Origin of the sequence: Rodentibacter myodis (assembly GCF_001999305.1) — a bacterium.
Classification (GTDB): Bacteria; Pseudomonadota; Gammaproteobacteria; order Enterobacterales; family Pasteurellaceae; genus Rodentibacter; species Rodentibacter myodis.
In genome coordinates this window covers 24,724-37,640 of record NZ_MLHQ01000014.1, presented here as the reverse complement: position 1 = coordinate 37,640, position 12,917 = coordinate 24,724, and the positions used below count along the sequence as shown (strand labels likewise).

Here is a 12,917-nt window from a genome sequence, read left to right as displayed (position 1 = left end):
TTTTATTCCCAAATAATGCTAAAAATTTATCTAAAAAAACCGCACTCTAATTCTAATAAAGTGCGGTTGATTTTTATAATAATGAAAAATTATCTACGGCGCAGTTGTTGCTGTTGTTTGATAAAGTTTTCTATACGGGATTTCACTTTTGTCGTGAGTTCCACATTCGCTTTTACCACGTTATTTTTAATCACTTGTGGTTTTGGTGGATTAATTCCCCCCTGTTTTACGGTCTCGGTGTTGGTGGCGTCCACTTTTACGTTGATATCCGCATTCACTCCGGCAATAGTGCCGTTATCCCAATCTTTCTTCGCACTTTCCGCCCAGTTATCTGCTGGGTATGGGGTAAATTTACCGCTACCGTTGGCTGAAAGATGTACGCCGGTTTCGTTCACTTTATCCGTTACTGCACTGCTTGTTACCGAACCTTTAAGGTTATTGGTGACATTCGTTGCATTGATACTGCTGCCGTTAAAGTGAGCGTTATTACCGGAAATAGTGGCATTTTCTGCGGTCAAATCCGTGGTGGTGTGGGTTTCATTACGCACAACATCCACATTTAATTTGCCTGAACCGCTTTCCGGTGTCCATTTGTTACCGCTTAATCCACCGTTTAAGGCTAAACCGACATCCACTTCGGTTTTGTTTACGTTATTTTTCGCAGAATCTAAAATAACGTCACCTTTACCGCCATCAATGGTTAAATTGGTGCTATTAGAGGTTACGCCTGTTAAATGCACGCCATTTTCGGATTTGATGTTCACGTTTTGACCATTAATGGAAACACCCGGGTGGGTGGTGCTGTTTTCGTGTTTCACATTGACATTGCCGTTAATACCTAAGCTGGACGCATTTGCTCCCACACTGACACCACCGCCCACACTGACATTCAGCTCTTGTACTTGGCTTTTACCCGGTTGTACGGTAACCGTATTGCCACTAATGCTTGCCGTATTGCCTGCTTGAACGTTAGTACCTTGTAAGCTCACATCTTGTTTAGCGTGAATGCCTACATTGTTGCCGCCTTCAACCCTGTGAATTACCGCATCGGTACGGTTGCCTTTGTGGCTGTTGGCATTAAAACTTACATCAACGGAAGGCAATGCGGCACCTGCGGCAGGGATAGCAATCGCCCCAACCCCAATATTTAAGTTAAAACCACCACCTTTATGGCTGCTGGTATTTTGCGATTGAGTGAAGCTCGCACTGTTTGCATTAATATTCACATCATTTTTCGCTGAAATATCCCCTTGGCTGTTTAATTTACCCGTGTTGATATTCACGTTGTTTCCTGCCACATTTGCAATATGTGCCGTGCTTGAATTACTTTGATCTTTTTGGAAATGAATCCCAACATTCACCCCTGCCGTACCGGTGACAAAATCTTTCGTGCCTGCACTCACCCCAATGGTTACACCGGCACTGAGTTTTTCATCTTCCTTCGTATTTTGTGCCGATTCAATCGTATGAACTTTGGAATTGAGATTTACATTATTGCCTGCGGTATATTGGGTTGCCACATCAGATAATTTATCTGTATTGACGTTAATATCTTTACCCGCTGTTAATGTGGTACTTTGTGCATTGCTTTCTTGATGTTTTTCACGTCCCCCGGAAATACCTAACACCAAGCTACCATTCACCGCTTTGTTTTTATCGACAGAAGTGGTTAAGGTTAACCCCAAATCAAAGTTTTTCTGCTTACCATTTTCTGTATTATATTCAGGCGTATGGCTTACCACTTTAGCATTTTCGTTAATATTTCCACCGGCTTGAATCTCCGTTCCTTGATGGGTAATCAAATGTCTTGCATTAAGATTAATATCCTTCGCTGCTGAAAGTTGGCTTGCTTGAGCATTCGTACCTTCTTTATAGGTGTCTTTATGAGTAATGCCTAAAGCAACCTTATTTGTTACCGCACTTTCTGTTACGGTCACCGTATTGGTAATACCAAAGGCGGTATGAATGTTGGAATCAAAATAGCTATCGTGCTGTGCATTGGTCATCACCGCATTGGCGTTTACATTGAGATCGCCTTTTGTCGCCTCAATTTTACTGCCGGCAACATTAACACGATTAGCCGAAATATTGGTGGTTGCACCACTTACCACTGATGGCGTATGGGTATATTCGGCAGAAGATTGTGCATCATTAAAAAAGCCGAACGTGGCACTGGCTTCGCCTTTAAATTTCAAATTGTCTTTCACATTGTTAGCCACCGCTTCAGCCGCATCCGTCATTTTAACCGTACCACCAATCAGCCCTTTCACGGTTTCTATGGATGATTTTGCCACGCCTTCATAATCTAAGGTTAACGTTGGTTTTTCCACTTTAGTGCTAAAGCCAATGCCCGATTTATGTAAAATTTGTCTCACTTCATTGTTGCCGCCTTTTACATTCACGTTACCCTTGGCGGAAATATCCAATAAGCCTCCTGCTTCGACTCTGCTCCCCACAACATTCACATTTTTATCTGTCACAAGTTGAAGGTTAGATTTGGATTTTAGCTCCGAACCTTTGGTGATATAGCTGGTTTTATAGCCTTGAGTACGTTCTTTAGTAATATCAAAAATCATCCCCGTACGGCTTTTTTCGGTGTAGGAATGATAATCTTGTACAGAATTAACCGTTAAACTTCCTTTATTTCCTTTAACCAATGCATCCTTGCCCGATACCACACGGCTGCCTGTGACTTTAACGCCATTTCCGGCATCAACTAAAATTGCCCCTTTAACGGTAAAGTCCGCCCCTTGCTGTACATAATCTTTACGGGTTGAAGCAAGTGTTTTTGAACCAGCCAATCCGCCCCAGTACCTTTCTTTATCATTAACCACGTGATCGTTTTTCACTTCTTCCGAACTAAAAGATAAACGGCCTTTATTTTCAACCACTAAATCGCCATCTACTTTCGCAATCGTACCTGCAAAATTAACATTACCGCCTGATACGATCATATCGTCTTTTACGTTTAGTTCGCTTGCCACATAGTTGTAGGCTTTCGCTGTCTGTAAACTGTAGCCTGTTTTATGTTTTTTCGGTTCATTGCGGAAAGTCGCCGTGGCATCATAGTAATTCACTTCCTGCACGCCTTTTGTGGAAATGCCTTTCTCACCGTGTAATGTCAATGCGTTGGTGGTAATTTTCACGCCTTCTGCGGTTAATTGATCCTTGATTGCACCAAGTGTAACGGAATCTGCCTGAATGGTTGTTCTGTGTGCGGTTTCCAATTTACTGTCATCGGTTTCCACTAATTTAGTGCTGCCTTTTGCACGGGTTTCTGCAGTATGGAAACGATCCGTCGTTTTAGTTGCACCAATATGGGTTTTCCCCCCAATTACCGTGGCTTCTTTTGCCTTAATTTCCGCACCGGATAAGGTTAAATGATTTGAGGCAAGCACGGTAACTTTATCGGCTTTAATGCTGGTTTTATCAAAGGTTTCCGTTTTGCTTGAACGTTCTTTTAAGCCGCCATAACCATTTTGACTAATCGGCGTATTCACAATTTTTGAAGATTTCTTAACCGTCCCGTCTAATTTGGCATTGCCCGCCGTAACCAACACTTCTTTGGCTTCTAACTTGGTCGCAGTAATCGCAACATTAGCTTGTTCATCAGTGGAATGAATACGGATTCGCCCTGCTTGAATACTGCCCACCACTTTACCGTCTAACACTTGCCCTTGTTGTGATGGTAGAACAGTTACCGTTAATTGACCGTCATTTTGGCGAGCCACTTTATTACGCCCCATCACAACATTCACATCGCCTTCGGCTTGAAGATTGCCGGAAACACTCACCGTTGGTGCAATCAAATCAAGGGTATTCGCCCCGCTAACCGTGCCTTTCGCCGTTAGTGCTTTATCACCATCCACTTGGTAGCCCGTTAAATAACCTTGTTCAACCGTTGGTTTACCCACCACCAAAGAGGCTCTTTGCGTATTAATAAAGCCACCGCCCTCAACGCTAATCCCGTTCGGGTTTGCTAAAATATAATCGGCACGTTGCCCTACAATTTCCTGTTTACCCGCAATATGAGAAGGATTACGGCTAACCACTTCATTTAAAATCACGGTGGCAGATTGTTGGCGTAAATTTGGGTTTGCCGCCACTTGTCCCGCTAATTGAGATTGGCTATCTTGGCGGGCATTGTTTAATACCGCCCCTGCTTTATCCACATTAAATTTATTATATTGGTTGTGCGATAAGCCGGACTGACTTGGGGTGGCGATATTGATAATTTCAACCCCTTTTTGCTGAGATACTTGAGTATTCGTGTTTGCCGATTGAATCTCTGCATAACTTTGCGCGACATAACACAAGGAAAGGGCTAGGGTAATTTTTGATAAGGAAAATTTGCTCATAAAAAAGTCCATAAAATAAGAAAGGAATCTACGGTCATCCAATATCGCCTAATGACAAAAAACAATACCAAAATTGACCGCACTTTGTGCTATTAATATTACGTTCTCGGAATAAAAATAGCCTTAATAAGGCGCAACCATTTTAGGTATTCAAAGGAAAAAATCTATGCCCGACAGGAAGGAAATATTAAATTTGTGAGTGAAGTCACAAAATGAAGTGGCGAGCCATAATGAAGTGATGGTATCGAGATCAAAGTGCGGTCAATTTTTCGTTAAATTTTACAATATGATGCCGTGGACACACCAAACCGAAATAATATGATCAGTAGGGGGACGATGCTTCGCGTTCTATCAAAAAATTTCAATGAATTAATATCAAGAACACCGGCATATCGCCCCTACAAAATATTATCCGGTTTTCTGTATTGACGAAATAAAACCTCTCTAAAATTGACCGCACTTTCGCGTTAAACCTTAGAAATAAACATTCACATTAACGTAAACACTCCGTTCCTGCAAAATTTGATTCGACCGGAACAATCGCCCTGTTGCCCACTCTAATTGCGTTTGCCAACGTGGGTGAATGATTTTCAGCCCGATGGCATAGCCTAATGCCCGTTGACTGTGGGTATCCCCCGATGAGGCTTTTTGAATACCAAGATCCAACCCCACATAAGGGGAAATTTGTTGGTTTTCATTTTCATATAACCACGCCAAATTATTCTGCCAAATAATGCTTTTTTCATTTGATTGGGAAAGATCGTTAAAACCCCGTATGGCATAACGCCCTAAGAAATCAGCCTGTTTAATGGCAGGCAAATAATTTTGGCTATACTGCCCCAATAAACGGGCGGATTGATGAAAAGTCTGTCCAAAAACTTGGTGAAAATAGTTGAAATTGAGATCCGCCACCCATTTATTAAATTGCCCCTCAGGTTGATCCCGTCCCTGATTAGCGGTGGCATTCCACCATTTTAGCCCCCGTTCATAATTAATATCGGCAATCAATGATCCATTTGGAAAAAGCTGTAAATGATTTACACCCCATTGCATTGTGGTGAGGGCAGGGCTTTGTAGTTGAATCAACGCATCTTGAAAATAACTTTTGCTACGTAAACGTTCTAATTGTCCATAGGCACTCGAAATAGAATTCGATCCTCGGTTAAACGTATAATCGGCACGAAAAGCCGCCTGCCAAGTGTAGCCTTTTTGCTGAGCTTCCGTTTGCTGTAACGGAATTTGGTATTTGAATTGTGAAATTGAGCCAAAGGTACTCAACGTCCAATAACCATAAGGGACACTGTGAAATAACGCTACCGAACGATTAAAATTATGGGAAAACGATTTTAATGAATGTGCCGCACTCAAATACAAGGTATCGGATAATCCCAACGGACTATCAATATTCACCCCCACCCGACTTTGCCAACGCCCAACACGTTTAGACGCATAGTTATCCGCACCGATAAAGCCATTAAAACGTGCTTTTTCATCATTGACAAAAGCCAATTCAATTTCCCCGTTTTTCGCCGGTAACACATCAACACTGACTTTACTCCCCGCCATCTTATTGGCTTGATCCAAGGCTTGATCCAAATCTTTAACATTCAGCGGATTCCCCAATGCATTTGGCATCAACATTGCAAAATTTAATCTTGAACTTTCTCCCGACAATTTTGCAATTTTGCCTTCCATCACCCGCATTATCAGCACACCGGAATGATCATCTTCAAATTGAAAAGGATTATAAATGTAGCCCAAATCCAAATAAGCGGCGGTAATATCCCGACTTAATTGATTCAATCGGGTTTCATTCAAACATTCGCCCTGCATTGGTGCAAAAACCGTAGGATCAATTAAATGAAAACCAACAAACCGAATCCCCGAATAAGGCAAACAAGCCTGCGATAAATCTGCTTGATTTTGTTCTGCCTGTTGTTGCTGATATTGATGTTGTTCAACCCAACGTTGTTGCCTTGCCTGCTGAAATTGTTCCAATTGCTGCTTGGCATCTTGTTGAAAACGATTAAATTCCTGCGTCTCCCTCGGCACATTACCCGCCCACACCACCATTGGTAACGCAAAGGAAAAAAGAAAAATAAGGGGCTTTTTGATTTTTGGCATAGAGATCCTTTCTAAAATTGAATAACCAAAATTTCTTTTTGATATAAATCAAGTGAATTGTTAATGAACGGAAAGCACAATATCACATCAATAAGGATTTATTTATACTTAGTTTGATTTTTTATTGATATCAGCAGTAAAACGCAAAGAAATTCTATCTAGCTTTTGATTCAGTAGAAACATTGAAATATGTTTTTGTCTTTCAATTTAAAATCGGATCGTCATTAGATACTAAATTCCCCTTAATTTTTCAAGTAGTAACTCCCGACCATATAACTCGCAATAACCAATAAAATGATACCCAATAATTTCTGCGTGAGTTCAGGGGCGAGCCGCCCACGAATTTTCATTGAGAAAAACCCTGTTATAAACACTGCACCAATCACAATCATCACTACAGAAAAATTTACATAGCCAATTTGCCAGCTTCCTGCTAAATAATAATTTGGTGTTTTCGCAAGATAGCCATAAAGGCTGCCTAGTCCGCCGATAATCATCATTGCATTGGTATAAGGGGCGATTTGTTGCGGTTTGACACTGTTAAGCCGTCCAATTAACGGTGCCATAATTGAACCACCGCCGATGCCGGTCATTCCTGCAATCACGCCGCCAAATAAACATAATCCTGCTCCTTTAAAGAGATCATTTTGTCCCTTTATGCCATTTTGTTTTTTTGTCGTCCCCAACAGGGTTCGCACCGCCAATAGGCTTAATGTGCCGACAAAAACCGCTATTACAACGCTATCGGTTAAGTAAAAACTGCTTTCAAAACCCAGTTGAACTCCCACAATCATTGCCAATGACCATCCCATCACTGCCTTGAGGTCAATAGCAATATGTTGTTTATAGAAGTGAAAAAGATTAATACACGCCGAACCGATGACAATAGTCAATGAGGTTGCCGCCACCATTTGTAACGGAAAATCGGGAAATAAAGAATAAAGGATAGGCACCATTAGTACCCCACCACCAATACCCAAAACCGCTGACATTAGATTCGTGAAAATGCCGCATAATATTAAAATAGCAATTAGTTGAAGACTCATTATGACTCCTTATTTTTGCTTATTATGTAATATCGTACGGAGAGTGATTTATGATCTTGCTCATAGTGATACCAAAAGAATGTTAAATTTGTGATCCGGCTCACATCAATTTCGCAAGGCTTATGACCATTATCATAAACTATCTTTTATCCCTATATTATGCTGAACCCCATCATTCGGCGACAATAGGAGAAACGTATGTTAATCACGATAATTACTTTCCTGCTTGTAACAGGGATAGTTGCGTATATTTCGTGGCTAAAAACAAAAAATGATGATTTAACCACCTCAAAAGGATATTTTCTCGCTGGGAGGGGGCTAAATAGCTTAGTGATTGGCTGTTCTATGGTGCTAACCTCCCTTTCCACCGAGCAACTGATTGGAGTAAATGCAGTGTCTTATAAAGGCAATTTTTCTATCATTGCGTGGACAGTACCAACACTAATTCCCCTTTGTTTTTTGGCACTTTATATATTGCCCAAATATTTGCGAAACGGTTATACCACCGTACCGGAATTTTTTGAAAACCGCTTCGACCGTCAAACCCGTTTGATTATGTCCACGCTGTTTTTGGTGTTCTATCTTTTCATTGTGATTCCCACCGCCCTTTATACGGGGGCAATTGCGTTCAATAAAATCTTTAACTTAGAAGCGGCATTCGGTTTAAGCTATGGGGCAGCCATTACTTATACCGTGATTGCCATTGGCGTAGTGGGGGCTATTTATGCTATTTTCGGTGGCTTAAAAGCGGTGGCAGTGTCCGATACCATCAATGCGGTAATTTTGGTGATTGGTGCATTACTTGTGCCATTGTTTGCCTTAATGTATTTAGGCAATGGCAGTTTTTCAGAGGGATTGCAAATGATCACCACCACCCATATTGAAAAATGGAATGCTATCGGCAGTGAAGCGGATGCAACCCCTTGGCCGACCATTTTCACGGGCATTATGGTGGTACATTTCTTTTACTGGACGACCAATCAAGCCATTGTGCAACGCTGCTTAGGCGCGAAAGATTTAAAATCCGGTCAAAAAGGGATTTTAATTGCAGCGTTATTTTTATTAACCTTGCCGATTATCTTAAATCTACCGGGGCTATTGAGTTTCCACATTTTAGGCGAGGGCGTTGAGCCTATTGATGCATCTTACCCACTTTTAGTCAATAAAGTATTGCCAACTTGGTTACAAGGCTTCTTTATTGCAGCATTATTTGGGGCAATTTTAAGTACCTTCAATTCCTTCTTAAACTCTGCGGCAACCATTTATTGTAAAGATTTACTGCCGTCTATTAGCCCCAAAGTGCGGTCAGAACAAGCGCTGATTTCCTATGCGAAAAAAGTGTCTGCCATTATGGCAATTATCACAATGATTTTTGCCCCACTGTTAATGTTCGGCACTGACGGCATTTTCTTAATCACTAAACGTTTTGCCGGATTTGTGAATATTCCAATTGTGGCATTATTTGCAGTAGGTATGTTTAATAAAACCGTTTCCGGCACGGCAGCACGCATTGCCTTAATTACTCACGCCATCTTATATTTCAGCATTGTTTGGGTATTTGATGTGAAAATTAATTTTGTGTATGTAATGGGTGGCTTGTTCGTATTTGATGTGATGTTTATGCTCATTTTAGGGCAATTCCTCAAACGTGAGCCTTATATTGAAAATAAAGAAAACCTTGGCAACGTAGACTTAACCAACTGGAAATATTTAAAAGTAACCAGTGTGTCTTTAGTGTTAGGTTTACTTGCCCTTTATGCGTTTCTTTCGCCACTCGGTATGGCATCATCAACGGGTAACCCATTGATGGTACTTAGCGTGTGGGCAGTGTTACAATTGATCGTATTATTGGTGGTACGGGATAAAGAGGTGAAATAATGAACATTATGTATATTCTGCTCGATCAAGTTCGCAAAGATATGTTGGGAACATACGGGCATCAAATTGTCAAAACGCCGAATTTAGATCGGCTGGCAAAAGAGGGGCTACGTTTTAATAATGCTTTCACACCTGCCTCTGTATGCGGCCCTGCGAGAACGTCTTTATTCACCGGTTTAATGCCGTCCACCCACGGCATTATTAAAAACGGCGAAAAAGGCGGTACAGGTGAAATCAGTCGGCACGCCCCGAACATTGCCAAATTAGACGGCTATAATTGCTATGTGGTCGGCAAATGGCACGTTGGCACAAAATCCATGCCGGAAGATTATGGCATTAAAGGGCATAATTTTGACGGTTACGGCTATCCCGGCAGCGGCGTGTATAAAAATTTAGTGTTTAATCAACCGCCAACCCATTCCAATCGCTATCAAGAATGGCTTGAAGAAAAAGGCTATGAAATCCCTGAAGTAAGTCGTGCTTATTTTGGCGATAATCCGCATTTACGGGTGCAAGAACTCTGTGGCTTGCTTTCAGGCACAAAAGAGCAAACCATTCCCTATTTCATTATTGATGAGGCGAAAAAATACATTCAAACATCACAGAATGAAGGCAAACCCTTCTTCACTTGGATCAACTTCTGGGGCCCACACACCCCTTGCATTGTGCCTGAGCCTTATTATTCAATGTACAACCCAAAAGATGTTGTACTGGATGAAAGTTTCTTCAAACCGCTTGAAGGCAAACCGGGGCATTTCCGCACCATTTCTAAAATGTGGGGAATGTGGGAAGCCGATGAGGCTCGTTGGAAAGAAGTGATTACCAAATTCTGGGGTTATATTACGCTGATTGATGATGCCATCGGCGAATTGTTAGCTTATTTGGAACAGCAGGATTTATACAACAACACCTTTATCGTTGCCACCGCCGACCACGGCGATGCAATGGGGGCGCATAGAATGATTGAAAAAGGGGAATTTATGTTTGATACCACCTACAATATCCCCTTAATCGTCAAAGATCCACAATCCAACCGAATCAATCAGCAAGATGACAATTTGGTTTACTTGCACGATTTAACCTCAACGGTTTATGATATTGCTAATCAAAGCGTGCCGCAGGATTTTCAAGGCGAAACGTTGTTACCGATTATCCGCCAACGGCAAAATAACCAACGCAAAGGGATTTTAGGGCAACTGGCAGGGCATTTCGTCTATTTTGAACAGCGAATGTGGCGGCGTAAAGATTATAAGTTGGTATTTAATGCAACTGATCTGTGCGAATTATACGATATTCGACAAGATCCACTGGAAATGCACAATTTATTTTATGATGAAAATTACCGCACGATAAAACAAGAAATGCTGGAAGAAATGCGACAGGAAATGAAGAAGCTCAATGATCCACTGGAAAATTGGGTCTATCGGATTATCAATGAAATCTAACCGCCTATATGACGGGTTTTATAAACAAAACCCGTCTTTTTTAACCGCACTTTCAATAACGATAAACAATAAAAGATTATGCACTACAGCCCAATTCAACCCACCGATCTCAGCCATTGCCAACTCACGCATTTGCAACCGCTCGTCAAAGGAATGACCGTATATCAGCAAGGTGAAACCGCAACGGAATTCTATTATATAAAACAAGGGCTTATCGGGCTTTATCACACCCTAGATAACGGTAAAGAGAGCTTGGTTCGCCTCTATTCTCAAGGCGATTATTTTGGTTTTCGCACCCTATTTGGGCTAGGGGATAACCATTATCACTGCAATGCAAAAGTCTTGATGGAAGCGGAATTATTGCAAATCAAACCTGACGATATTCATCAATTCTTCCGTGAAAATAACCGAATGAGCCAATTCCTGCTACAAACCCTTGCCGATGAATTGCGTGATGCCGAACAACGGTTGGCAAAAAGTGCCTATCTACGCACCTTAGATCGGGTGATCGATAGCCTGTATTTTTTAACCGGCCAATTTCCCTACTATAATTGGACTTACCGTGAAATTGCCGAATATGCCGGCTGCGAAACGGAAACCGCTATCCGTATTGCCAAAGATCTCAAACAAAAAGGGCTATTTGCCGACCGATTGAGTGCCGCCAAACCGCCTCAAAAAACCGCTAACCGAGAATAAAGCCAATGTCATTTTTCGCGCCCAAACCGTATTTTCATTTAATGGCAAAACCCGGCAGCTTTCATTGCAATATCCAATGTGAATACTGCTTTTATTTGGGGAAATCCGCCCAATTCGGCAAACAAGCCCCCTTTATGTCCATTGACACGCTAAAAAATTACATTCAACAGTATATCAACGCCCACGACAGCGAGAGCGTTGAATTTATGTGGCAGGGCGGCGAACCGACTTTACTCGGCTTAGATTTTTTCCAACAAGCGGTACGTTTTCAACAAAAATTTTCAAACGGCAAACGCATTACTAATGCCTTCCAAACCAACGGCATTGCCCTCAACCAACAATGGGCGGCATTTTTCAAACAACATCATTTTCTGATCGGGCTTTCTATTGACGGGCTAGCCGCCGTGCATAATCGCTACCGACTTTCCACCAACGGCAACCCCACCTTTGAAAAAGTGGTTCGGGCAATTGAGTTATTAAAGCAATATGAAGTTGATTTTAACACCCTCACCGTGGTCAATGACCAAAATCAGCACAAAGGCAAGCAAACCTATCTTGCCTTAAAAGCCCTCGACTCAACCTTTATGCAGTTTATTCCCATTGTTGAAACCACCTGCAACGGACAAGTTACCCCCTTTTCCGTCTCACCAACCGGCTATGGTGAATTTCTATTTGATGTCTTCCAAGAATGGTACAAACAAGACAGAGGGAAAATCTTTGTCCTCACCTTTGATCATCTGCTCGGACAATATTTAGGCTACCCCTCTGCTAACTGCGTACATCAACCTACTTGCGGAAAATCGCTGGTGGTAGAAGCCAACGGCGATATCTACGCCTGCGACCATTTTGTCTCGCCTGAATACCGCCTTGGCAACCTCAATCACAACCCGTTACCCGAAATGGTCATTTCTGCACAACAACGGCAATTTGGTGAAAATAAAGCCACCAAATTAACCGCACTTTGCCGCCACTGTGAATTTAAACCCCTCTGCCACGGCGGCTGCCCGAAACACCGAATTATCACTGTGGACGCAGAAGCCCACAAACACAATTACCTCTGCCCCTCATACCGTTATTTTTTCCGCCAAACTGCCCCTTATATGCAAGCAATGCGGCAACAAATTCAAGGTGCATTTTAACATCATCGTAAGATGCCTTACTGATGCTCATATCTTAAATACCGAATAATATCAATTGGGAGTGATATTGAAGATACCTGTACGGCCTCCCTATACAGCAAAATTCCTGTCTTGGACATTTCAAAACTCTGCAAATTTAACCATTTGTTATACCTAAATTCGCTATTTATCTTGATAAATCCTATACTTTAATAAAGGAAAAAACGTAGACTAGCGAACATGCCAATCTAC

The 12,917-nt window shown here is 41.8% G+C and carries 7 protein-coding genes; 4 read left to right on the top strand and 3 right to left on the bottom strand.

Annotation, left to right across the window (positions count from 1 at the left end; genetic code table 11):
* Positions 1–89 precede the first annotated feature (89 nt).
* From BKL49_RS06305 to BKL49_RS06295, 3 genes are all read right to left on the bottom strand, one after another.
* A complete protein-coding gene (locus BKL49_RS06305) occupies positions 90–4,358 on the bottom strand; it encodes a two-partner secretion domain-containing protein (protein ID WP_158074788.1) in 4,269 nt (1,422 codons plus the stop codon).
* A gap of 474 nt (positions 4,359–4,832) precedes the next feature.
* Positions 4,833–6,482, bottom strand: coding sequence for a ShlB/FhaC/HecB family hemolysin secretion/activation protein (locus tag BKL49_RS06300; RefSeq protein ID WP_077423765.1), 1,650 nt, complete (start codon positions 6,480–6,482; stop codon positions 4,833–4,835).
* 242 nt (positions 6,483–6,724) lie between these two features.
* On the bottom strand, positions 6,725–7,528 hold the full coding sequence (locus BKL49_RS06295) for a sulfite exporter TauE/SafE family protein (protein ID WP_077423764.1): 804 nt from the start codon (positions 7,526–7,528) through the stop codon (positions 6,725–6,727).
* 198 nt (positions 7,529–7,726) lie between these two features.
* On the opposite strand from BKL49_RS06295, the gene BKL49_RS06290 reads away from it, so the two are divergent.
* The 4 genes from BKL49_RS06290 (at position 7,727) to BKL49_RS06275 (ending at position 12,686) form a co-directional block, all read left to right on the top strand.
* Positions 7,727–9,406 carry a solute:sodium symporter family transporter gene (locus BKL49_RS06290; protein WP_077423763.1) on the top strand — a complete coding sequence of 560 codons (1,680 nt, stop codon included), beginning with the start codon at positions 7,727–7,729 and terminating at the stop codon, positions 9,404–9,406.
* Entirely contained in the window at positions 9,406–10,851 is a 1,446-nt protein-coding gene (locus BKL49_RS06285; protein ID WP_077423762.1) for a sulfatase family protein, read from the top strand. Before BKL49_RS06290 ends, BKL49_RS06285 begins: the two co-directional genes overlap by 1 nt.
* Before the next feature lie 78 nt (positions 10,852–10,929).
* Positions 10,930–11,547, top strand: a complete 618-nt coding sequence (locus BKL49_RS06280; RefSeq protein ID WP_077423761.1) for a Crp/Fnr family transcriptional regulator — start codon at positions 10,930–10,932, stop codon at positions 11,545–11,547.
* A gap of 5 nt (positions 11,548–11,552) precedes the next feature.
* Positions 11,553–12,686, top strand: a complete 1,134-nt coding sequence (locus tag BKL49_RS06275) for an anaerobic sulfatase maturase (protein WP_077423760.1) — start codon at positions 11,553–11,555, stop codon at positions 12,684–12,686.
* Positions 12,687–12,917: the final 231 nt, after the last annotated feature.